17 protein-coding genes and 1 riboswitch are annotated in these 23,129 nt (G+C 41.3%); of the genes, 8 read left to right on the top strand and 9 right to left on the bottom strand.

The annotated features are described in order from the left end of the window. Positions 1-168: 168 nt before the first annotated feature. From CWC17_RS03865 to CWC17_RS03855, 3 genes are all read right to left on the bottom strand, one after another. Positions 169-900 (bottom strand): CBM9 family sugar-binding protein, encoded by a 732-nt coding sequence (locus CWC17_RS03865; RefSeq protein WP_138612132.1) that lies wholly within the window; start codon positions 898-900, stop codon positions 169-171. A gap of 63 nt (positions 901-963) precedes the next feature. Next, positions 964-2,055: an MBL fold metallo-hydrolase gene (locus tag CWC17_RS03860; RefSeq protein ID WP_138612131.1), complete on the bottom strand. Its 1,092-nt coding sequence runs from the start codon at positions 2,053-2,055 to the stop codon at positions 964-966. A 126-nt stretch (positions 2,056-2,181) separates the two neighbouring features. After that, on the bottom strand, positions 2,182-2,838 hold the full coding sequence (locus tag CWC17_RS03855) for a DUF2959 domain-containing protein (protein ID WP_138541523.1): 657 nt from the start codon (positions 2,836-2,838) through the stop codon (positions 2,182-2,184). An 85-nt stretch (positions 2,839-2,923) separates the two neighbouring features. Between CWC17_RS03855 and CWC17_RS03850 the strand changes: the two genes are divergently transcribed. Then, on the top strand, positions 2,924-3,826 hold the full coding sequence (locus tag CWC17_RS03850) for a virulence factor BrkB family protein (RefSeq protein ID WP_138612130.1): 903 nt from the start codon (positions 2,924-2,926) through the stop codon (positions 3,824-3,826). Next, on the top strand, positions 3,827-4,264 hold the full coding sequence (gene dtd, locus CWC17_RS03845; protein WP_138612129.1) for a D-aminoacyl-tRNA deacylase: 438 nt from the start codon (positions 3,827-3,829) through the stop codon (positions 4,262-4,264). Here the strand turns inward: dtd and CWC17_RS03840 are convergent. Further along, positions 4,261-4,962, bottom strand: a complete 702-nt coding sequence (locus CWC17_RS03840; RefSeq protein WP_138612128.1) for a spermidine synthase — start codon at positions 4,960-4,962, stop codon at positions 4,261-4,263. The two genes, dtd and CWC17_RS03840, sit on opposite strands and share 4 nt — an antisense overlap. Positions 4,963-5,393: 431 nt before the next feature. Between CWC17_RS03840 and CWC17_RS03835 the strand changes: the two genes are divergently transcribed. Further along, positions 5,394-6,287, top strand: coding sequence for a bifunctional GNAT family N-acetyltransferase/hotdog fold thioesterase (locus tag CWC17_RS03835; RefSeq protein ID WP_138612127.1), 894 nt, complete (start codon positions 5,394-5,396; stop codon positions 6,285-6,287). A gap of 69 nt (positions 6,288-6,356) precedes the next feature. On the opposite strand, the gene CWC17_RS03830 is transcribed toward CWC17_RS03835, so the two are convergent. The 5 genes from CWC17_RS03830 to dapA form a co-directional block, all read right to left on the bottom strand. After that, the gene (locus CWC17_RS03830; protein ID WP_138612126.1) at positions 6,357-7,391 is read right to left on the bottom strand and encodes a phospholipase A; all 1,035 of its coding nucleotides are present in this window, start codon (positions 7,389-7,391) and stop codon (positions 6,357-6,359) included. 209 nt (positions 7,392-7,600) lie between these two features. After that, positions 7,601-8,722 (bottom strand): succinylglutamate desuccinylase/aspartoacylase family protein, encoded by a 1,122-nt coding sequence (locus CWC17_RS03825; RefSeq protein WP_138612125.1) that lies wholly within the window; start codon positions 8,720-8,722, stop codon positions 7,601-7,603. Positions 8,723-8,727: 5 nt separating this feature from the next. Then, complete coding sequence (locus CWC17_RS03820; RefSeq protein WP_138612124.1) at positions 8,728-9,933, bottom strand: PLP-dependent decarboxylase; 1,206 nt, start codon at positions 9,931-9,933, stop codon at positions 8,728-8,730. Beyond that, positions 9,933-10,673 (bottom strand): 2,3,4,5-tetrahydropyridine-2,6-dicarboxylate N-succinyltransferase, encoded by a 741-nt coding sequence (locus CWC17_RS03815; RefSeq protein ID WP_138612123.1) that lies wholly within the window; start codon positions 10,671-10,673, stop codon positions 9,933-9,935. Before CWC17_RS03815 ends, CWC17_RS03820 begins: the two co-directional genes overlap by 1 nt. A 15-nt stretch (positions 10,674-10,688) precedes the next feature. Then, the gene (gene dapA / locus CWC17_RS03810; protein WP_138612122.1) at positions 10,689-11,573 is read right to left on the bottom strand and encodes a 4-hydroxy-tetrahydrodipicolinate synthase; all 885 of its coding nucleotides are present in this window, start codon (positions 11,571-11,573) and stop codon (positions 10,689-10,691) included. Positions 11,574-11,701: 128 nt separating this feature from the next. After that, positions 11,702-11,898: riboswitch (Lysine riboswitch) on the bottom strand. Positions 11,899-12,092: 194 nt separating this feature from the next. Here dapA and CWC17_RS03805 point away from each other — a divergent pair. The 5 genes from CWC17_RS03805 (at position 12,093) to CWC17_RS03785 (ending at position 22,917) form a co-directional block, all read left to right on the top strand. Beyond that, positions 12,093-12,797 carry a DNA-3-methyladenine glycosylase I gene (locus tag CWC17_RS03805; RefSeq protein ID WP_138612121.1) on the top strand — a complete coding sequence of 235 codons (705 nt, stop codon included), beginning with the start codon at positions 12,093-12,095 and terminating at the stop codon, positions 12,795-12,797. A 2-nt stretch (positions 12,798-12,799) separates the two neighbouring features. Next, positions 12,800-14,206, top strand: coding sequence for a protein adenylyltransferase SelO (locus CWC17_RS03800; protein ID WP_138612120.1), 1,407 nt, complete (start codon positions 12,800-12,802; stop codon positions 14,204-14,206). A gap of 334 nt (positions 14,207-14,540) precedes the next feature. After that, complete coding sequence (locus CWC17_RS03795) at positions 14,541-15,599, top strand: OmpA family protein (RefSeq protein WP_055017733.1); 1,059 nt, start codon at positions 14,541-14,543, stop codon at positions 15,597-15,599. Positions 15,600-15,906: 307 nt separating this feature from the next. After that, entirely contained in the window at positions 15,907-18,504 is a 2,598-nt protein-coding gene (acnB, locus tag CWC17_RS03790; protein WP_055017734.1) for a bifunctional aconitate hydratase 2/2-methylisocitrate dehydratase, read from the top strand. A 234-nt stretch (positions 18,505-18,738) separates the two neighbouring features. After that, entirely contained in the window at positions 18,739-22,917 is a 4,179-nt protein-coding gene (locus CWC17_RS03785; RefSeq protein ID WP_138612119.1) for a PKD domain-containing protein, read from the top strand. Positions 22,918-23,129 lie beyond the last annotated feature (212 nt).

The following is a 23,129-nucleotide window of genomic DNA, read 5'->3' as shown; positions in this document are numbered from 1 at the left end:
GAATAATTCACTTAAAAAATATTTGCACAAAGAGAAGGGAGTGAGCAGTAAAAGAGTCAGAGCTGAAACAATCGATAACTCAAAGCATCTGTAATTGGTGCTGGGATATTTTTTCGTTGGGTTTCGCTGCGCTCAACCCAACCTATTTTTTAATTATTTTGTTAGTGGTTACTTATTTTTTGGCAGCAGGGTAATTTTGCCAAATACGTTTGCATCTATAAAACCACGGTTTCTGTCGCCGTTTACTGGCTGTACTTTGTGAGAGCCCATAAAGTGCTCACGCACCTTGCTGCCATCGTTATCGCAATACGCGAGCATAAATCCAATGACGTGTTTTTCACTTAGCGTAACGGGTGTGTTTACAGCGCCTTCTTGGTAATCGTTAGGGTAGAGCTTTATAGCGACTTCCCAGGTGATGTTATAGGGCGCTTTGGTATTGCGCTTCCAGTTACTGATTAGGTGGTCGGTATACAAATGGGCCTTTTTATCGGGGCCGTAATCGGCAGCCTGATTATCAAGACCAATATGATAAGCCATTGCAGTATGGTTAAATTGGTGAACCCCACCCGAGGCATCGCTGTCGATAAAAATTTCCAGCGCATCGTCATCCCAATATTTTACGGTCGGGTCTGGGTGCGTATCAATAAGTACATCGTCAGTTATATCCGCTTGTAAATACAGGTAGTTTTTATCCCACAATAGGCGGTAACGGCCTTTAAAGTCGGCCTCTGATGTGGGCAGGGTGCCATCCATTAAATGAGGCATATCATGCCACGTTGCTTTATCCCATGCGCTTTCAGACACGCCATCAATAGTAATTGGGGTTGATGTGTATGCTACATCAATGGCCATTACTGGGGCGCTTAATAAACAGCTTAAAGCTAATGCGTGTTTTTTCATTAATTTCTCAATGTTAATATGTATTTAGATATAACAATCGTCCTAAATCAGTACAGCAATGAGTTACAGTGAAATACTTTCGCCTTCGTTTAAAATATATAAGGGTGTGGTTGAAGCCATTTTATTGTGCATATGTAGCAATCTTAACAGTGCTGAATGGCTTGTCCGGTCGCCCATTTTCCAACTTGAGTTACCATAACCCCACGGTATCATTACTTTGCAGTTAAGATCTTGCGACGCGTTCAGTGCATCCTCTGGTGTGGTGTGTACATAACGATACCATTTAGGGTTCTCTTCACTGTAATACGAGGCTATGGGCAATAGGCATATGTCTATATCGCCATATTTTTGCTGAATGTCTTTAAAGTGCTTTGAATAACCTGTGTCGCCTGCAAAAAATAAGGTATTGCCGTTTTGCTCAAGCAACCAGCCATTCCATAGGTCTTTATCGTTATCTTCGTAAATAAAGGGCACCAGTACGCGGCTACTAAAGTGGTGCGCTGGTAGGGCATGAATCGTTAAATCATCAAGCAGGGTTTTTGCATACCAGGCCATTTCGCTAATGTTATACCCACCAGTAGGGAAGTTGTCGGCCATACCTAATGGCGTTAAGTAGCGAGGTTTATTACCAAGCTCTTCTATATCGGCTTTATTAAAGTGATCGTAATGAATATGCGAGTACATCACTGCACTTAGGTTTTTAAGCTCGTTTTGTGTAAGCCAATCGCCGGGTTGCCTGTAAAACCCTGAGGCTAACCTAAAGGCTAAATCAACAGGTGAGTCGAACTGCTCTTTTACAGGGTCAAATAGCACGTATTGTTCGTTAGGTGTGCGGATCATAAACCCCGCGTGTCCTAGCCAGCGCACGGTAAAGCCCGTATTTAAATTAATTGGCTTTTGCGCAGCAATAAATTGGCAATCTTCAGCGTCTTGTTTGCATTGTAATTTAGGGCTTGGTGGGTAGCAGTCGGTTTCGCAGGTGGTGGGGTAGGTTTTTTTGCCAGGGTAGAGGTTATAAAAGCGTCCTTTTCGCTCGCCTGTTTGATGCTGCGGGGTAAGCGTGTTTTCTCCTGCAATCACCTCAATGCGATTGGCGGTTTCGCAAGCGCTAAGCAATCCACAAATAAATACAAGGCTGGTGGTTTTTAGTTTCATTGTTGTTTTCTATTATTATTTTTATAAAAGTATAGCAACATCGGTGAATTGAAGAATGCTTCAAAGGTAACAAAACGTAACAAAAAAGCCTGCATTATGCAGGCTTTGTCAGGCAAATTTAAACACTTAGCCTGCGTTATTCATTTGTTCTATAAACTTGTTTGAATCAGCAATTGATTTATTCATGTCGTTCATCAGCACTTGAATATCACGTTTTAAATTAGTGAACTCGCCTTTAATAGCGGCAACCGCTTGTGCGTTTAAGTTATGCTTTAAGTACAGTACGTTATCTTGTAAAGAGGATAGCACAGGCTCCATTTTGCTCTCTGCGCTGCGCATAGAGCGCAGTAATTGGCTAAATTGACGCTGAGTAGCGGCTAGCTTTTTACTGCTTTCGCGTTTAAGCGACGCGCTTTTGTATTGCTCAAGCTCATCGCTCCATTCATCAAAAAGAGCTTCGGCTACGTCTTCTACTTTATTAATATTGCTCGATACTTCATTAGCTGCTGCTAAGCTCGACTCGTAATCATCGTTAAGTTGGTTGTAGGCATCTTGTAACTCGCCACCATCAAAATTGATTAAGGTCGTTAGGCGCTCAAGTGCTGATTGAAATTCTTCTTGCGACTCTTCTTGTGAATCTTTGGTTTCTTCTACGCGGTCAATAAGAATATCGCGTTTATGAACACCTACTTTTTCCATTGCAGAATAATAGGCCGACTGACAGCCCGATAAGGTAAGCGTAATGGCCAGTACCGAGGCGCTAAGTAATGTTTGTTTTTTCATTTGGATCCCTATTTACCAGTAAGTGCTGTAAATTATGGTGCTGATTGCTATCATAATCAAAATTCGATTAGCACAAGTCAATTGTATGAATGATAAGCTCTCCCTTTATAAACAGCAAGCTATCTCCTTTTTAAGGCAACAGCCAGGTTGGTGGATGCAGTACGTTAACCGCTGTATAGACGATCAAATTACAGTGAATGCAGGCTACCTTGCCTATGTTACTTTGCTTTCTTTAGTACCATTAATTGCGGTAGGCGTGGCAATATTTTCGGCCTTCCCGGGGTTTGAATCGACCCGCATAGCCATAGAGAGCTTTTTGTTTACTAACTTTGTACCTACCTCGTCTGATGTTATTAAAGAGCATATCAGCTCCTTTGCTGGCAATGCGAACCAAATGACCGCGGTGGGTATTGGCTTTTTAGCGGCGATTGCATTGCTGCTTATACGTAATGTTGATGCCACGCTTAATCGCATTTGGCGAATTAAGAAAAAACGCCCAATGATGATCTCTTTTGCTGTTTACTGGATGGTGTTAAGTTTAGGCCCGGTGCTACTTGGTGCAAGTATTGGTGTTACCTCCTATATTGTGTCGTTGGTTTCGTTTGCCGATCAGGGTATCCCTGGGTTTAGCGGCTTTTTGTTAAAGCTGGTGCCTTATGGTTTTTCAATGGTTGGCTTTTTAATGTTATATACCTTAGTGCCTAATACGCCTGTCTCTATAAGAGCAGCGATACCCGGCGCACTTTTTGCGGCTGTTTTATTTGAGCTGACTAAAAAAGGCTTTGCGCTTTATATAAGTCATTTTCCTTCGTACGAAGTGATTTACGGTGCTGTTGCGACCATACCTATTTTATTTGTGTGGGTGTATTTGTCGTGGGTAGTGGTGTTGTTAGGAGCTGAATTTACAGCCTGTATCAGCCCTAATCATGTGCCGCAAACACCAGAAATAGAAATAGACGATGAGCTAAAAACCGAGGAAACTAATTAAATGCAAGGGTTAATACAGCGTGTAAAACACGCAAAAGTAGAAGTTAATAACCAAGTTATTGGCCAAATAGAGCAAGGTATATTACTGCTTTTAGGTGTAGAAAAACCTGATGATGAGCAAGCAGCCGATAAGCTACTGCATAAAGTAAGTAACTACCGTATTTTTACCGACGAAAACGACAAAATGAACTTAAGCCTAAAAGATATTGGCGGTGAGTTATTAGTGGTGTCGCAATTTACTTTAGCGGCTAATACCAAAAAAGGCATGCGCCCGAGCTTTTCATCAGCAGCCACACCTAGCCAAGCTAACGCGCTTTACGAGTACTTTGTAACGCAAGCCAAAGCTCAAGGCATTAGTGTTGCAACAGGAGAGTTTGGCGCCGATATGCAAGTGAGCCTGTGTAACGATGGACCTGTTACCTTTAACTTATCGGTTTAATTATCAGATTTAGTAACAATAACGATATGATTAACAAAGCCCGCTACTTTATGCGGGCTTACTTTTACCCCAAATACATTTAGCAATAACTGCTGCAGTTGAATTAACTGCGACTCATGCTGCGATAAAAAGTTAATAAATAGCGTGCCACCAGCGTTGAGCGCATCGTATATTTTTTGATAAAACGCGTGTTCAAACAAAAATCGTGGCGCGTCTAACCGGCTAAATAAATCAAGAATAATCCAGTCATAGTTATGTGCTTTGCTAAGTACATTTTGTGCATCATCACACTGCACGTCACTTTGGCTTTTAAGAGCGAAAAAATCTGTATAGCAGGCAATTATATCTGCATTTTTTTCAACTGATGTTACGTGTGCCTGCGGGTAAGTGTATTGTAAGTAATTACGTATAGCGCCACCGCCAAGGCCAAGTTCTAACACATGATTTGGTGGTGCTAAAGTTTGCCACTGCTTAGCTAAATAGGTTAAATGTGGAAATAGTAAGCGCTGTGGATTGTTAAGCTCTATCACCGATTGCAACGTATCGTTAATTAGCAGCCAGCGAAGCTGCCCGGATTGGCGAACCTGTATGTGATCGCCTGCATATTTATGCCAGTAAACTAGTTGCCCAATATCTTGGCTGTGGCTAATAAAGTGGCTACTCACTACACCCGTTGAAGGGTTTATAAAATCGCTCATAACATTAAGGGCCTGTTGACCTTTCAGGATTAAAGTTTGTTCAATCTAGGGGCGATTCAATCGCGGCGCGAGATTTGTAACCTAGTGGGCTAGGTAACTGCTCCTGCGTTACTCTACTGGCTTACACCCATGTAGGCAACAAAGAGTAAATTTCCCCTAGGCAGAACCCTTCGCTCAGTGCATGTTCAATCTCTAAAGGCCCAGCATAAACTAGCTGATGAGATGGGTAAAACAGTTATTTTTTCGCTTGCTTACCAAAGTCGTATTGGCAGTGTTTAAAAGATGGAGTATGGTATTTGCCATAATAATTCCAACCAACTTAATCTTTAATTTTCTAATGTAAAAACCAATGTGCAGGTTAAAGAGTTATTCAGTTGGATTACATGCCGTAGCCTTTATTTTTTATTTACGGCAAAACAACAGGAGTATATATGTTTCAAGTAACTACACCGCAGAGCAGCGAAGACTGGCAAGCGTACTATCAATTACGTTGGGAAGTACTACGTGCGCCTTGGAATGAGCCTCGTGGCTCTGAACAAGACGATATGGAACAAGACTCAGAGCATCGCTTTATAAAAAATAACAACGGTGATGTGCTTGGTGTGGCCCGTTTACACTTTAACAACCATGAGCAAGCGCAAGTACGTTACATGGCCGTAGCCGAAGGTAACCGTAACCAGCATATTGGTAGCCGTTTATTACACGAGCTTGAAAAAATAGCATGGACCCAAAACGCAGGCGAATTAGTGTTATTTGCTCGCGAGCGTGCGCTTGAGTTTTATAAGCGCCACGGCTATGAGCTAAAAGAAAAAGCCCACTTAGCGTATGGCGATGTTCAACATTTCAAAATGATTAAGCAAAAGCCTAGTGAGCCTGGCTGGTTTCGCCATCCCGATTGGACACAAATACTGCAAAATATTTGGCGTGAATCAATCCCAATTAGTGATGCAATGGGTATAAAAGTAGAGAGTTATACAGATTGGCAATTTACGACTCGTGCTGATTTAGACGCTAATTTAAACCTACATAATACTATGTTTGCAGGCTCTATTTATAGTTTGGCAACTTTAACCGGTTGGGGCGCAACGTACTTAGCGCTTAAAGAGGCAGGACTTGAGGGCAATATTGTATTAGCCGATGCCAATATAAAGTATTTAAAGCCACTGAATAAAGAGCCGCGTGGTTGTGTTGATGTGCAAACTTGTAAAGGTAAGCTCGGTGAGCTGGAGGCAAAAGGAAAAACCAGCTACGTAGTACCAGTTACTATATTTGATGGCAGCGACGTTGTTGCAGAATTCGAAGGGGTTTTTGCTGTTAAAAAGTAATCGGTAACAGTTCACTAAAAAAGCCAAGCATTTTAAAAATGCTTGGCTTTTTTAGCAGCGCATATAATGTTAAAGCAAATCGGTCAACAAGATACCCACGCCAACACGCTCAATATCGGCGTTGTAATCAATCAGGCTTTCGCCGTAACCGTTAAAGTACTGGGCGTAACCACGTAAACGACCCCAAAGAGGGAATGACCAATCTAACTGAATTGCACCACGATTATCTGAATTTAAATTATTACGTGTCATAAAGCTAAACTCATGATCATGATAGCGGTAGGCACCGCTAAATTCAAAGTAACCCATGTATTTGTAAATATCAGGATTGTCATCACCATCAGCTTCTAATGGATCCTCTTTTTCGTCTTCAGCGATTCGGTACCAAGGTTTGAAACTAAATACAAAGCCTTCGTTTTCCCAAATGAAATTGGCATAAACTCGGTTCCATGAACGAGAATTAGGTTGGCTACGGCCATTAGATTGATGAGAAATACCCAGCGCTATGGCCATTTCATCGCCCCACAGTACGTTTTCTTGGTCTAGGTAATTTACCCAAAAAATTTCTGGCTCATAATTGGTTTCACGAAATGGCGATGAAATTTCAGAATTATAAATTTGCCAGTATGATTGCAAAGTAAAACCAAAGTAGATGGCTTGGTCGTCATCTGAAAAGTCATCATATAATGGAACCTTTATAGAAAGCTGGTATTTAGCCTCTAGGTTATCAAGTGGCTCGCCATCTTGCTCATCGGTTAGCTCGTCAAAGCCATCAAACGGGCGATCGTTTGGATGCGATACATACGAAAGTGGCAAAATGTAGTTACGTTTATGCGGTGTAATCACGTTACGGTTTTTTTTGCTTACTTCTTCGCGGGCTTTACGTTTATCAAGTGCGGTAAGTTGTTTGTTTTCTTCAAGAGCTGAACACTTTTGACGGAGTTCGTCTAAGGTTTGCTTTCCGTCGCCACCAATTACTTCGTTTAAAATACATTGCTTAACAAGCTCTATATCGTTGTCTTGTTCGTTTTCTTTTATCTCTTCTTGGGCAAAAGAGGGGGTACTAAGTAAAGCCGTGAGTGCAATCCAATAACGCCAGCTCATTGTTTATTCCTTTGAGAGTAGGGTAGATTTATAAATTATAACGTCTTTTTACATTTGTAACGGTGAACTTTTACTGAATTTACGTTTAAACCATGTTATTTACGTTTGCTTGTAGTGTTTAGATCAAAAGAAAAGCGGCCTAAGCCGCTTATCTAATGTAAATTAACTTTTAAATCATTAATTTACTCTCACGCAATGAGAAGGGTGAGCTATAGCTCAAATACGTTTGTAAAAAACTTATAAAGTTCAGTGCCTTGGTTAACACTTGCCGAGGCAAAGTGCAAAATTGCAATAGCATCACAATCGAGGCTAAGTGTTTGTAGTGGCTGCTCACTCAAGTAGCGCTCCATGCGTAAAACATGTGCAATGGGCTCGCCTGCTTTAATATGCCCACCTAGCGGGGCTACATATTCAACCATGCCGCCAATAGGGGCGTAGTAAGCATAGTAGTCATCTAAATGGCATGCGTAGCGGGTTATATTGCTCGGTTTGTGTGGTGCGTCTACCAATACATTTTTATGATTTAAATAGCTTAAAATACTGTTTGCATCGTTGTGTGCTTCTTTTAAATCTATTTTCTCTTGGCTACCTAGCTCTACCGTAAAGGCTTCCACTTGTACATTAAAGTCTCTGCCTTTTGCTTCAAGTGCTTCACTTAGGTGCCACCATGGGCAAAAGCTGGCTTCATCCATTGCACCATCAAAGTCGCTTGGAATAAGCAGCACATGTTCAATATTAAAATAGCGGGCACTGTCGGTTGCATAGGTTGGGCAATATAAATGCTTGCTTGAAATTGGACCTGTGTGTAAATCAAGTACTATATCGGCTTGGTGCGCAAGCTTTTGCAGGTTAAGCGCAATGCGTTTACCTGTATTGAGTAAATACGCGGGGCCGTTGAGTTTAGTATCTATTTCATCAAGCAAGGCTTGTTTAAAGTGATTTTTTAAAGCTGCGTCGTCGTACTGGCTATGCTCTTTGGCAAACTGGGTCACTAAATCATTGTTGTAGTGATACATGCGGTTCCAGTTAGTGCCAGTAATTGGATCGAACCGTCCAAGGGTAAATTCCCCTGATTTTTGATTACAACCAATAGGGTTAGCGTAAGGTACTAAAGTAATATCACCTTTTAAATTTAGCTGCTTTAACTGCTCTAGCAACTGAAATATAACCGCGTTACCTTGTACCTCAGCGCCGTGCATATTGGCTTGAATATAAACGCTTGGCCCGCTGCCATCGCCTTTTAAGCGATACACAGGAATAGTTAGAGGTAAGCCGTTTGCTACTTCCCCGACTACAACGTTTTCTTGGCTGATGGGTGTTGTTATGCTCATATTTATTACCTTAGGTAGTGGCTGGCATCTTCAGCTTGGCGTACACACGTGAGCTCGCCATTTTGTAATACGTATTCTGCAGCTAGCTCATGGCATAAAAAATAGGGCATGCTTTCGGTAAAACCATAGGCGCCACATTGGCTAAACACCAGCCAGTCTTGCTCGTTTAAATCGCTTGGTAGGGTATGCTCGCCCAAGCAATCAAGGGCAGTACATAATGGGCCATATAAGCTCATTGCTTGTTCGGGCGCCGTTGATTCGCGTAGTAGCGCTGCAGGAAAGTCTTGGCTTGTAACTGCAGGGCGTAATAAGTGGTTAATACCACCGATTAAAATAACTTGCTGTTGCCCGTAGTTTTGTTTGCACTCAACAACGGGGTTAGCGTAATGACCGCATTCGCCTACAGCATAGCGGCCAAGCTCCATCCAAAGCTCGTCTACACCTGCGTCTTTTTTAATTTTTGCCAGCGCGGTGATTAATTCATCCCACTCAAGTGTTGCATCGTTTGGTGTATAAGGAATACCTAAACCGCCGCCTAAGTCTAAAATTTTAAGGTTTATATTTAAGTTACTGGCAAGGGCTGTAAGCGGTGCAATCATTTGCGACCACAGCTCGCTTAGCTTTTGCGTGCTAAGCATATTACCCCACTGAAAAATATGCAGACCGTCAAAGCTTAGGGCTGGGTAATCGCCAGTATTGAGTGCTTGCCATTCATCGCAGCCAAGCCCAAACGGAGTTAGGCTGTCACCCCCTAGTGGGTTTTTTTCACCTTCAGGCCAGCGTAGTTGCACACGCAATAAAACTTGCAGCTGCGTATTTTGCAGTTGTGCTTGTTGGTTTAACCAACGTACTTGATTGAGGCTTTCGGCAACAAAAATACGTACGCCGCGCTCAATAAAGTGTTTAATTTGTTTAGGGCTCTTTGCAGGCCCTGTGTTGAGCACGCGCTGCGAACTAATACCTTGTGCAAGGACTTGTTCAAGCTCACCTTTACTTGCTACGTCAAAGTTAAATCCGGCGTTGTCTAGGCATTGAATAACCTTAGAGAGCGGGTTCGCTTTTACTGCATACCAAAGCTTTACATCGGTTTGTGCAACTAAACGCGCAAGGTGTGCGTTTAGTTTATCTAAGTCGTAAACGAAAAAAGGGGTATCAAGTTGCTGTGTAAGCGTATTAACAGCGTTTTTGATTGGCGTGCTCAAAAAGCTCATTATCGTAAAACCTCTTCTAGCAATAATGATGCATCGCTTTGTTCGTCGCGGTATTTAACAATGAGTGCACACGACATGCTGAGGCCTTGCTCACGAGCCCACTCGTTAGACGCAGGGCGAGAGCCAGGTATTACAATTGCGTATTCTGGAATTGGCTCGCCTTTTTCAAGCTGGCGTTCGTTTACGCAGTCGTATACTGGAATGGTTGCTGATAAGCGCACACCTGGTGCAAGTACCGCGCCTTTTTTAACCACTACGCCTTCTACTATCACGCAGCCTGCGCCAATAAACGCATCGTCTTCAACCACGACTGGGCTAGCACCGATTGGCTCTAACACACCACCAAATTGAACAGCTGCACTTAAATGTACATTTTTACCCACTTGTGCACACGAGCCCACTAATGCGTGGCTATCAACCATAGTGCCTTCGTCGATGTATGCGCCAATATTTACGTACGCTGGTGGCATAATAATTGTGCCTTTAGCTACGTATGCACCACGGCGAACACTGGTGCCACCTGGTACCATACGCACGCCATCTTCAGTGCTAAATTCTTGTGGTGCAAGGTTATGCTTATCTACAAAGCCACCTGCAAACTCAGTGTTAGTGCCATTTTTAAAGGCTTCTAAAATGCCTTGTTTTACTTCTACGTTAGCTTCCCATTGGCCGCTTTCGTTTTGTGATGCTGCGCGTACTGCGCCCGATTCTAAATTATTTAGTAGTTCTAACCAGCTCATTATAAAAACCTGTATTTAATGCCAAGATAAAATGGTGTCGTTTGCAGTGGTAATGCAATCGGTTTGCGTTAACTCAAGATGTGTTAAAGGTGGACGCAACAGTGGGCTATTTAAACGCCCTTGCTGGTGCATTAGCACTTTAACGGGAATAGGGTTTGCTACAGCAAATAGGCTATTGATAGCCTGGGTCCACTGAGCAAATAAATTGGGGTGTTGACCGCTCAGGCTGCGCTTTACAAACTCATGTGTTTGCAAGGGCCATGCATTGGCCGCAACCGAAACCAAGCCTTTTGCACCTGCTTGGGCAAAGTAGGGCATAAGTGCATCGTCGCCACTGTATAGCGCTAAATTAGGCGCGGCTTGTCGGTATGCTTCAAATTGGGTGATGTTGCCACTGGCTTCTTTTAACGCCCACAAGTTTGGGTGCGCTTTTAAGTTTTCAATGGTTTCGATAGGAATGCTTACACCGCTGCGTCCAGGTACGTTGTACAACATACACGGATGTGCGCTTTCGCTTAATAAGCTTTCGTACCAATGTGTTTGACCTACAGCACCTGGTTTAGCATAAAGCGGCGAGCCTAGTAAGTAACTGTGAATAGGTAGCTGATTACAATAGCTAACCCATTCTTTTTGTTGGGCTAAATTGCTACCGCCTACAGCAACCATAAGCGGTACACTGGGTTTTAATTGGCACACGTGCTCAACAATGCCTTGCTGCTCTTTAAGCGTAAGGGCTAAGCCTTCACCTGTGCTACCGAGCAGTAAAATACCGTTTTGTGCCGCTTCTTGTTCGCTAACAAGTGTTGTGAGCGTGTCGTAGTCAACATTACCTTGTTGATCAAACGGCGTAACAAGCGCTGTCCACAGTGCGTAGTCGTCTAAATTGAAGTTGTGAATCATCTCTTACGAACCTATAAGGTGTTCGAGATATTAAGGAGGCTGTATGATGTGAGCCGCATTAACGTCGTTCGAACAGTATTCGAAGAGCGAATGGGCTTAAAATAATAGGGCGCACGGCCTTATTATTTAAGACCAGAAGCTCTCCACCAAACTAATAAGCTGTTTTAAAACAGCTATTGGTGACAGTCGCTAGGATTCAACCTAGTCGCCCGAAGTAATTGCTTCGCAAAAGCGTTTACCTCTCGGCGGTATTCCCCTCACATATGCTCACTGGAGTTTGCGCTCCTAACATACGCTACCTGAATAACGCACCTCTTCTAGCCCTTTGTATTTTGTTTAACCGCAAAAGGTTTAACAAAATACAATTTAGATAGGGTAATTGCGGCGATTAAAACATTTTAGCCGTCTAGGTGTCAAGTTGCAGGATACAGATTAGTTCATCGAAAATGTGGGTGGTTACGTATTGGCTGCTTTTCTCGTAAACTAACCCTATGAGCAGTGATGAGGTATTTAATAAGTATGGAAAAATTTAGCGATATTTATAAGCGAGCTGTAGAGCGAAAAGGCTCTGAAAAAATGCTTAAGTTATTACTCGCAAAACCCTTATCTAAAAAAGCATTAAGCGCATTAAGTGACGACGATTGGCTTGAAGAATTTACCCGAAAAGTATTTCAAAGCGGGTTTTACTGGTCGGTAATAAACAGTAAATGGCCGGGTTTTAGAGAGGTTTTTTGGGAGTTTAGTGTTGATAAATTACTAATGATGCCGCCCGATATGCTAGAGCAAAAGGCAACGGATGAGCGCATTATTCGTAATTATAAAAAAGTGAAAACGATTCCTGAAAATGCTTACATGATCCACGAAATAGCTCAGGAACATGGCAGTTTTAGCAAGTTTATTGCTGAGTGGCCAACAGATAATATTATTGGCTTGTGGGCACATTTAAAAAAACAGGGCGCTCGATTAGGTGGAAATACCGGCCCGTATGCCCTAAGAGCGCTCGGTAAAGATACGTTTTTACTTTCACGAGACGTAGAAAGTTACCTAAGAGCACATAAAATTATTGATGGTGGGCTGCAAACTAAAAAATCACTCACTGCAGCGCAGGCATTTTTTAACGAAATGCAAAAGCAAAGTGGTTTAAGCCTGCAAGAACTTAGTTTAATTGTGGCCTATAGCGTTGGCGATAACCGAGTTGGCATACGCCAAAAGGCAGAGGATTAATAATGAAATTAGTGCCTAGATACAAAGACATAGCAGATAACTTTGCAATAGAGGATAACCCATCGAGTGTTGCTGCTCCGCAATTGCTATTGTGGAATGCATCGTTAGCTGAGAAATTTAATCTAGATGTTGAGCCGCAGCTACGTGCTAGCACTTTTGCAGGCAACGAGCCGCAATCTGTAAAGGCAGTGGCACTGGGTTATTCTGGGCATCAGTTTGGACACTTTTCACCACGTTTAGGTGATGGGCGAGCGCATTTGCTTGGTGCTATTAGCGACGATAAAAATCAGCTGTGGGATATTCAGTTAAAAGGCTCAGGGGCCACTCCTTTTTCAAGAGGAGGCGATGGACGATGTGCACTAGGCCCCGCTATCCGTGAGTATATTATGAGCGAAGCTATGCATGGCTTAGGGATTAAAACCACGCGGTGTTTGGCTGTTGTTGGCACAGGCGAAGCTGTTTATCGTAATCCACCGCAACCAGGCGCAATTGTGACTCGCTTAGCAAGTAGTCATATTCGCGTTGGCTCGTTTCAGTATTTAGCAACCCAAGGGGATGTAGAGGGATTAAAAAAACTAGCTGATCTAGCCATTGAACGCCATTACCCAAGTATTCAATCAGCAGGGGCTCAGCGCTATTTAGACTTTTTAGCAGCCGTTATAAATAGTCAGCTAGCGCTGGTTATTAGCTGGATGCGAGTGGGCTTTATTCATGGCGTTATGAATACTGATAATACCTTGATAAGCGGCGAAACTATCGACTACGGCCCGTGTGCAATGATGAATACCTTTGATTTTGATACCGTGTTTAGCTCAATTGATAAGCAAGGTCGGTATGCCTATGGTAATCAGCCAAATATTGTAAGTTGGAACTGCGCGCGTTTAGCCGAAAGCCTAATACCGCTGATAGATGAAGATGACGAACAAGCTGTAAGTTTAATGACGCCGCTAATTAATCAGTTTTCTACGTTATTTAACGAGCAATATAATCAAATGTGGGCACAAAAATTAGGCTTAGCAGGTTATAACGAAGACGATGTGGAGCTTGTAAGTAAGTTATTATTGTTATTCCAAGAGCATAAGCTCGATTATACCAATACCTTTGATGCCCTTACCGAGTCACTAAATGGTGGCAAAGTGCCAGATGAATTAACGCAATGGGCCCAGTTATGGCAAAAAAGGTGTGATGGAAACAGCTACAACCTAATGAGAGCGGCCAACCCAAGGGTTATTCCACGTAATCACATCGTCGAAGAAATCCTTGCACAATATAATCAATACGGCGAGAGCGATCTGCTAAGCGACTTCTTAACGGTGATGAGTAAGCCCTATGATAAAACAGCTAATTTAGCCCGCTTTCAAGAGACAGGTAAAGATGACAAGGGCTATCAAACTTTTTGCGGTACTTAAGTATTGTAATTAATTGTAAGTTTTTGATTATAAATAGTCATTTTTAAATAATGCAGTGTACAATGATTGAGCAGTTAGGCGCTCAATGGTATTGTGCGCATTCACGAACAGTAACTATTTATAAATTACCCTAATTTATTAATTGCAGATTAGGTAAAAATTTTTACTTAACCTACAATTGGTGGTTGGAATGCCTGTAGATCGTTGAAAAAATTTATAAACTTTATTTTTCGTTAAGTATCGATTAACAAAAGCTCGGGTAGTGTGTACAAAACTGGTTGAGCTAGTATTGATTAGCTACAATTTTCTAAGTTGTTAAAATGGGAAGAAAACAATGAAATTAAAATCACTTACAATTGCAATTGCGTTAGCTGCAACTAGCGCGTCTACATTCGCTGCTGATAAAGAAGAAGGTTTCTATATTGGTGCATTTGGTGACTACTATGATGCGTCATGGGAAAACATGCGCGCTCAAGCTGGCCTTGACGTAAACGAGTCAACTGGTTGGGGTGTAGAAGCAGGTTACCGTTTCAGCGATTACTGGAGCGCTCGCCTTGAGTATGCAGATATGGACTTTAACGCGTTCGATAAAGCTGCGGGCAATCGTAATAATATCGACGGCGAGCGTTACGGTATTGATGCACTTTACCACCTTGACGGCGGTCCTTTCTACGGTCTATTCGGTATTAAAGAAATGGACGTAGTAGATGACAACACATTCTTAAACGCAGGTGTTGGTTACCAACACTTTATTACTGATGGCTTTTTCGTAAACGCTGAAACTGCGGTATATCAAGGTCTTGATAAAGGTTACACAGATGTAGGCGCTAAAATTGGTATTAACTACTTATTTGGCCAAAATTCTATGCCTGCACAGCCGGTAGAACCAGCACCTACCACAGTGGTAGAGGTTCCTGTTGAACCTAAAGACAGCGATAACGATAACATCTTAGATAAAGATGATAAGTGTCCTAATACGCCAATGACAGACGCTGTTGATGGCGATGGCTGTACTTTATACGAAGACCGTGAAGTAACAACTAGCTTATTAGTTACTTTCCCACATGATTCTGCACAAGTTGGTCAACGTTACTTTGACGACATTGCATCAGTATCTGAGTTTTTAAAAGAGCACGAAGATACAACTGTACTACTTGAAGGCCACGCGTCAGCGGTAGGTAATGCAAACTACAACAAGATGCTTTCTAAAAAGCGTGCTGATGATGTAGCACAAGAGCTAATTAAAGATGGTATTGCTGAAGATCGCATTACAACTGTTGGTCTAGGTGAAGAACGTCTTAAAAATACAGCTAACACGAAAGAAGCTCACGCTGAAAACCGTCGTGTAGAAGCACATGTAAAATCTATTGAACGTGTAAAAGTTAAGCGTTAATAGTTACTTACTTTATTTTAAAAACCCAGCTTAGTGCTGGGTTTTTTATGCCTTTAAAACAGCATATGCAATATTAATCAGATTAAACAAGAATGATTATTACTTAACAAACATTCACGAAAATAGAATTTGCGCTCACCACTATTCATAATATTTATAGTCGGTATAATCAGTTGCTTAGCTGGATGGATTTTCATCTATACATAAAAGCTTTATAATCCCGCGTTAGAATACTATAAGTATTGGGTTACTTTTTTTGCGCATGAGGCGCTACCGAATACTTTCACGTCACCAAGAGGGCAATATTGTGCTACAAGAATATCGTAAACACGTAGAAGAACGTGCCGCGTTAGGTATCGTACCAGCGCCATTAGATGCTCAGCAAACGGCTGATCTTATTGAACTAATTAAAAACCCACCAGCGGGCGAAGAAGAGTTCATCTTAGATTTACTCGTCAACCGTGTACCACCAGGTGTTGATGATGCAGCATACATCAAAGCAGGCTTTTTAGCGGCAGTTGCTAAAGGCGAAGCACAATCTCCATTAGTATCTAAAGAAAAAGCAGCAGAATTATTAGGTACAATGCTAGGTGGTTACAACATCGCCCCAATGATTGAGCTACTTGATGACGAAACACTTGCGCCTATCGCTGTAAAAGGTCTATCAAACACATTATTAATGTTTGATGCATTTTACGACGTAGAAGAAAAAGCAAAAGCAGGTAATGAGCACGCTAAAAAGATTATCCAATCTTGGGCAGATGCAGAGTGGTTTACTAACAAGCCAGCCGTTGCTGAAAAAATCTCTGTTACAGTATTTAAAGTAACGGGTGAAACAAATACAGATGATTTATCACCTGCACCAGATGCATGGTCACGTCCAGATATTCCGCTTCATGCTTTAGCTATGCTGAAAAATGAGCGCGACGGTATTAACCCTGAAAAACCAGGTGAAGTTGGTCCAATTTCACAGTTAGAAGAGTTAAAAGCGAAAGGCTTACCGCTTGCATACGTAGGTGACGTTGTAGGTACGGGTTCTTCTCGTAAATCGGCAACCAACTCTGTGCTTTGGTTTATGGGCGATGACATCCCATACGTACCTAATAAGCGCGTGGGTGGTGTATGTTTAGGTAACAAAATTGCGCCTATTTTCTTCAACACAATGGAAGATTCGGGTGCGTTACCAATTGAGTTAAATGTTGATGAGTTCAATATGGGTGATCAAATTGATATTTACCCATACGAAGGTGTAGTTAAGCGCCACGGTACTGATGACGTTATCTCTACTTTTGAACTTAAATCAGACGTTATTTTAGATGAAGTACGTGCCGGCGGCCGTATTCCTCTAATCATTGGTCGTGGTCTAACAGACAAAGCACGTACCTCTTTAGGTTTAGGTGCGACTGACGTATTTAAAGTACCAGCAGTAACAGAAGTGTCTGATAAAGGCTTTACACTAGCGCAAAAAATGGTTGGTAAAGCATGTAACGTAGCAGGTATTCGCCCAGGCCAATACTGTGAGCCAAAAATGACCACTGTAGGTTCGCAAGATACTACAGGCCCTATGACACGTGATGAGCTTAAAGACTTAGCATGTTTAGGTTTCTCTGCAGATTTAACAATGCAGTCATTCTGTCATACCTCTGCTTACCCTAAACCAATTGACGTAAACACTCACCATACGCTTCCTGATTTCATCATGAACCGTGGCGGTGTTTCACTTCGCCCTGGCGACGGTGTAATTCACTCTTGGTTAAACCGTATGTTATTACCAGATACTGTAGGTACCGGTGGTGACTCACATACACGTTTCCCATTAGGTATTTCGTTCCCAGCGGGTTCAGGTGCAGTAGCGTTCGCAGCAGCAACAGGTGTTATGCCACTTGATATGCCTGAGTCTATTTTGGTTCGCTTTAAAGGTGAAATGCAGCCAGGTATCACTTTACGTGACCTCGTACACGCAATCCCTTACTACGGTATTAAGCAAGGCTTATTAACAGTAGAGAAAAAAGGTAAAATCAACGAATTCTCTGGTCGCGTACTAGAAATTGAAGGTGTTGAGCACTTAACTGTTGAGCAAGCGTTTGAATTATCAGATGCATCAGCAGAGCGTTCAGCAGCAGGTTGTACTGTTAAGCTTTCTAAAGAGTCTATCAGCGAATACCTTGAGTCTAACATTGTTATGCTTAAGTGGATGATCTCTGAAGGTTACGGCGATGTACGTACAATCGAGCGTCGTATTACTGCAATGCAAGAATGGTTAGCAAACCCAGAACTTATGGAAGCTGACGCTGATGCAGAGTACAAGCACGTTGTAGAAATCGACCTAGCAGAAATTAAAGAGCCAATCCTTTGTGCTCCAAATGACCCAGATGATGCGCGTTTACTTTCTGATGTTACTGGCGAGAAAATCGACGAAGTATTCATCGGTTCTTGTATGACTAACATTGGTCACTTCCGTGCTGCGGGTAAATTACTAGATGGCTTTACTGGTCGTATCCCAACGCAACTTTGGGTAGCTCCACCAACGAAGATGGATAAAGACCAACTAACTGACGAAGGTTACTACGGTATCTTTGGTCGTGTTGGTGCGCGTATCGAAACGCCAGGGTGTTCACTGTGTATGGGTAACCAAGCACGTGTTGCTGATAAAGCAACGGTTGTTTCTACCTCAACACGTAACTTCCCTAACCGTCTAGGTACAGGCGCAAATGTATTCTTAGCATCAGCTGAGCTTGCTGCTGTTGCGGCAATTTTAGGTAAATTACCTACACCTGCTGAGTACCAAGAATACGCAGAGAAAATCAATGCAACGGCTGCAGATACATACCGTTACTTGAACTTCCACCGTATGCCTCAGTACACTAAAAAAGCAGACAACGTAATTATTCAGCAAGCTGTATAATTTAAATCTGTTTTAAAAAACCCGCTTAGGCGGGTTTTTTTATTGGTTTAAATAAATTTTAATACTTTCAGCAGTTAAGCCCAAAAAATCAATAGTTGGAATAATAATCAGCAAATAAAGTTGATAATTAACAAAAAATGAACAACTATAAATGATAATAACATTTGTTAATGATTGAGGGAGCAATCAACAAGTATTTTCTTGCTCCGCATTAAATAACTATCGGAGCACATAATGGAAAATAAAAGTAACTGCCGATTAAAACTAATAGCGAGTACTGTGAGTGCGTGCTTTTTAGTATCAGGCTGTAGTTTTGATAAAGATGAGGATAGCGACGAAATTGTAAACTTAGCTCCCTCTGTAGCAATTTCTGGGCAAGGAGAAATACAAGAAAAAACCAGTTTTTCACTTACTGCCAGCGCTTTAGACATTGACGGGCAAATAGTGAATTATTATTGGCAGCACGATTCCACTTTAAACCTCAGCGCACAAAACCCAAACTCAAATGAAATCACTTATCTTTCACCCGACATTACAGAAGATGTAACCGTTAATTTTACAGTGACTGTAGAGGATAATGATGGAGCAACAACAAGCGCTACTCATCAAGTATTAATTAAACGCAACTCAACGGCCGTTACGCTTAATGGCTTAATCACCGATAATACAATTAGTTATGCAAGTGTAGAAATAATAATAGGTGATGAAGTTTATTCAGCGACAGCAGATGAAAATGGTGTCTACACAATAGTATTAGATGTCGATGAAGCCCTAGAACAAACCCTAGTAAAAGTTAAAGCTAAAGGGCGGGATGATTTAAATCCTGGGGTTGAATTTATCTCTCAGCTTAGCTCTGTTAAAAAGTTAGCTACGCAGGCAGGTGATGATGGCATTTTAGACAGCGATGAAAACTTTGGCGTTAACACTACTAACGTGACAACAGCAGAGTATGCACTGATTGTAAGAGGCGGTGATGAACCGACAAGTGAAGATGAGCTAGATAATGCACTTTTAAATGTTGATGCAGATGAAAAAGTACAGCTGGCGAGCCTGATTAAAATTATTGTAGATAACCCTAATTACGAGCTGCCTGAGGGCGTAGAGAGCACTCTAGATTTAGTAACTAACGAAGAAGCAGCAGAGCAGTTTGAAGAGGACGTTAATGAGCAAGATCCCGATTTAATAGAGCAAACAAAAACCGAAATTAAAGAAGATGAAGATTTAGTAACAGGCTCAAAAGAGCCGTTGGTTGGTGAATATATAATTAATTCTCCGCGTTATTATGCAAATCCCGCTAGCCACTTAACCTTAAACGAAAATGGCACTGGTCACTATCATGCAGTTACGGGTAGCTCAGTAACGTGGGAAGAAGTAAGTGGTAAAATTGAAGTTAATTTACAGTCTCCTGTACTTATTAATAAATACTCCCAAGTCGAAGACGATGTTGAAACTGTTTATGATGAGCATTTAAATTCATTCTCGTTGCAAGTACTCGGCGAAAACGATGTTTTTAAAACAATAGATATTAAAAGTGATATTACAGTCTACGAAAACAGCATTGAAGCGCGTAACAAACAAGAAATACAAACCACCAACCTTATTCTTAAAAGTAAAACCTTAAGTTTGACCGTCGAAGATATTGTCGGTGAGTGGGAAATGGAGCGAACAGAAAGCCGTAATTTCATTAGCCACCTAGAGACTATTGCTTTTTACGAGGATGGTACAGGCGTTGTTTTAAGTGATAATTCGGCCCCGTTTGAGTGGGAGCTGACTAATAATAAATTACAAGTGACCTATGATGAAGACGGTAGCGTTGGAACAACAAATTTTTGGTTTACTAAAGATCTAAAAGCAGGCTATCAGCTAGTTTCATTAGATACTACATCAGCCGACCCAGCTGATAGCCAATATGGCTTAATGATAAAAAGAGAAGCGGTGTCTTTATCGAATGACGATTTAGTTGGGCGTTGGCAAGGCTTTGTTGGTACGGCACAACTTTATGATATGAACGTGTTTGCCGATGGCACAATAATGTTAGGGCTCGGCACAACGTCTTACCAAGGGGTTTTTGAGGATGGAAAACTAACTAGGCGCCGCTATGAATATAATGGCTATACTGTGAGCAGTTGTGAAGGGTTCGATGAAACCTGTTACTTAAGCGGCGAAGTAACCCATGACATCATTGCAGTAGAAGACAGTCAATATTACTTACTAAGAGAGTTCAAATGGTTTTCTCCTGACGGGGATATGTATGATATCCAAAAAGGTTTACTTATTTATCAGTACAGTAAAGAACTAAGCTATTCTGAGTTTACGCCCTACTTATTACAAAGCAATTTTAATCTTTATAAAAGTACTGGCGAGCAAGTAATAGAAGATCGAATCAGGGTAAATTACGATGACGGCTCATTTACGATAACAATCGATGGTATCGAGTATGAAGCGCAGTTAAATGAAGGTGTCATTGAATATCAAAAAAATTCGCAAACATGGCTTTTTGAAATTGTTAGTGGTGATGGTGAAACATACACTATTTGTAATTACCAACAAGGTAGTAGCTGTACACAGAACGATAAAACAGTCTATCAATCTAAAAACCCACGAGTGACTTTAACAGCTGTATCTAATGATTTTGGTCAACTACAGCCAGCAGTTCAAGAGGTGCCTTTTGCTCAGCTGGTCGGTTTTAATATAGCGCCTAATGAGGGCTATGAAGTTGACTCAATAGAGGGATGCGAAGGTTATATTGAGGGAGAATATTATATTGCCTTTAGTGGACACAGTGACTGCGAAATTAATGCGACCTTTGTGGAAAAGCCAGAAACAATATCAGGGCAATTTTTAATTAATAATCCTGATTACTTTACCTCTACCTCGTTCAAATTAGAGCTTAATGAAAATGAAGAGGGCGCATTTACTGGCAATAACCAGGTTGCGATCACTTGGTCTAAATATTTTGACGAAATTAGAGTTTATTTTTCTGATGAGTATGTATTAAATGAAAGTGTTGCGTATGAAGTTGAAAATGGCACTCAAGTAGAAGTTAGACGTAAAGATGTAATGACCAGTATTGTACTAAAGGAACGTTTCGATTTAGGTAACGGCTGGTACCAAATGACGCAAAGTTTAAGTAAGTTTCGTAACGAGGAACTAGTTGAAGAGTGGCACAGTGATAGCTATGTTAAGTTATTTGATTCAGTAGTGCCTCAAATTGATTTAACCTCAAGCGATTTGGTTGGTAGTTGGTCGTTAGATATCCCATCTGAAAGTACCGTTAAGGAATTACTGCTAAATGATGATGGAACAGGTAGCGTAGTCGATACTATAGATGAAGCGCAAACAGAAAGCTTTTCTTGGCAGCAAACAGCAGTAGGACTTAAAATTACGACTTCTGATAGCGTTGAAGATATCTATATTACTAAGGATATAGACCTTGGCTATCAAGTAATTATGCAAAGCCAGTATGAAGATGAAAAGCAAATAAATGTTGCCATAATGGTAAGGCAAGAAGAGCAAGAAATTACCCCGAGTAACTTTACTGGGCGTCATTTATTTAAAGAAGGCCATGACTTAGAGACCATTTGGGATGAGCTACAAATATATGAAGATGGCCAAGTGTTCTTCACCTTTTTTACAAGCTCCATTCAAGGTGAGTTTAAAGAAGGAAACTTTAGTCGAAGCAGAAAGTATGACCAACTAACAGGAACATACGGCTCCGATTGTGATTTGACTTTAGAGACGTGTTTGATTGACTTCACAATGGATTATAGGCTTATTAATCGCAATGATGACTACCAAGTGGTTGAGCGTGTATCTAGAGCTTTTGATACAAATACGGGAGAAGAAAATTTTTCTTATGCGTCACTTTACTTTGAGAACTATATTGAAAATACAAGGGCTGATAAGTTTTATGAGCATGAAATCCCTTTTGAAATTTACGAGCACAGTGGTGAGAACTTCGTAAAGTGGGGAGTTTACTATGTGGATGGGTACGAGCTTTGGAAAAACGATATTAAAGTTACATCACTTGAATTACTCGAAGGTAAGTTTACCTACGAGCAAGACGGTCAAAGCAAGGTGATTGAATTTATTTCAAATGATCGTGATGAGATAGTGCTTTGTGAGTATTTACAAGGTACAGCATGTCAAAGTCAAGAAGAGGTGACCTTTACGATTTTTGAGCCAAGGTATGATGTTACAGTTTATTCAGATGGTAATGGTGTAGTAAATAACGGCGTTGAAAACTACACAAGCTTTCATGGCGATACGTTAACTTTTAATATTTCTGCAAATGCAGGCTATAAATTAGAGTCTATAAGCGGGTGTGATGGCGTTTTAGAAGACAATACATACACGGTTCATTATTTGGCGCAAAGCTGCGATATTAATATCGCATTTGAACTAATGGAGTGAATACGCTCTATAGTTTCGGGCTAAAATTAGAGCGGTGATTAAATTTAATAAATTGGCTACGCAGTGTAGCCAATTTTTTTGAATTAAATTTTCAATAAACTAGAGTTTTAGATCTTAAAATTTAACTTTTAATCTTTTACATCCCAATTTATGCTCAGAAAATCCTCCACACATGCATTAAAATCTCTTTTAATATTCTCATTATTTTAAGC

It is taken from the genome of Pseudoalteromonas sp. S3785 (assembly GCF_005887365.1).
In the GTDB taxonomy this organism is placed as follows: Bacteria; Pseudomonadota; Gammaproteobacteria; order Enterobacterales; family Alteromonadaceae; genus Pseudoalteromonas.
The sequence above is the reverse complement of the archived record's forward strand: the minus strand, read 5'-3'. Positions and strand labels throughout refer to the sequence as shown.

Coding starts and splice junctions, on each gene's coding strand:
- CWC17_RS03830 (WP_138612126.1), bottom strand. CDS start 7,391: ATGAGCTGGCGTTATTGGATTGCACTCACGGCTTTACTTAGTACCCCC.
- CWC17_RS03855 (WP_138541523.1), bottom strand. CDS start 2,838: ATGAAAAAACAAACATTACTTAGCGCCTCGGTACTGGCCATTACGCTT.
- CWC17_RS03820 (WP_138612124.1), bottom strand. CDS start 9,933: ATGAGCTTTTTGAGCACGCCAATCAAAAACGCTGTTAATACGCTTACA.
- CWC17_RS03805 (WP_138612121.1), top strand. CDS start 12,093: ATGGAAAAATTTAGCGATATTTATAAGCGAGCTGTAGAGCGAAAAGGC.
- CWC17_RS03860 (WP_138612131.1), bottom strand. CDS start 2,055: ATGAAACTAAAAACCACCAGCCTTGTATTTATTTGTGGATTGCTTAGC.
- CWC17_RS03825 (WP_138612125.1), bottom strand. CDS start 8,722: ATGAGCATAACAACACCCATCAGCCAAGAAAACGTTGTAGTCGGGGAA.
- CWC17_RS03795 (WP_055017733.1), top strand. CDS start 14,541: ATGAAATTAAAATCACTTACAATTGCAATTGCGTTAGCTGCAACTAGC.
- CWC17_RS03835 (WP_138612127.1), top strand. CDS start 5,394: ATGTTTCAAGTAACTACACCGCAGAGCAGCGAAGACTGGCAAGCGTAC.
- CWC17_RS03815 (WP_138612123.1), bottom strand. CDS start 10,673: ATGAGCTGGTTAGAACTACTAAATAATTTAGAATCGGGCGCAGTACGC.
- CWC17_RS03865 (WP_138612132.1), bottom strand. CDS start 900: ATGAAAAAACACGCATTAGCTTTAAGCTGTTTATTAAGCGCCCCAGTA.
- dtd (WP_138612129.1), top strand. CDS start 3,827: ATGCAAGGGTTAATACAGCGTGTAAAACACGCAAAAGTAGAAGTTAAT.
- CWC17_RS03850 (WP_138612130.1), top strand. CDS start 2,924: ATGAATGATAAGCTCTCCCTTTATAAACAGCAAGCTATCTCCTTTTTA.
- CWC17_RS03800 (WP_138612120.1), top strand. CDS start 12,800: ATGAAATTAGTGCCTAGATACAAAGACATAGCAGATAACTTTGCAATA.
- dapA (WP_138612122.1), bottom strand. CDS start 11,573: ATGATTCACAACTTCAATTTAGACGACTACGCACTGTGGACAGCGCTT.
- CWC17_RS03840 (WP_138612128.1), bottom strand. CDS start 4,962: ATGAGCGATTTTATAAACCCTTCAACGGGTGTAGTGAGTAGCCACTTT.
- CWC17_RS03785 (WP_138612119.1), top strand. CDS start 18,739: ATGGAAAATAAAAGTAACTGCCGATTAAAACTAATAGCGAGTACTGTG.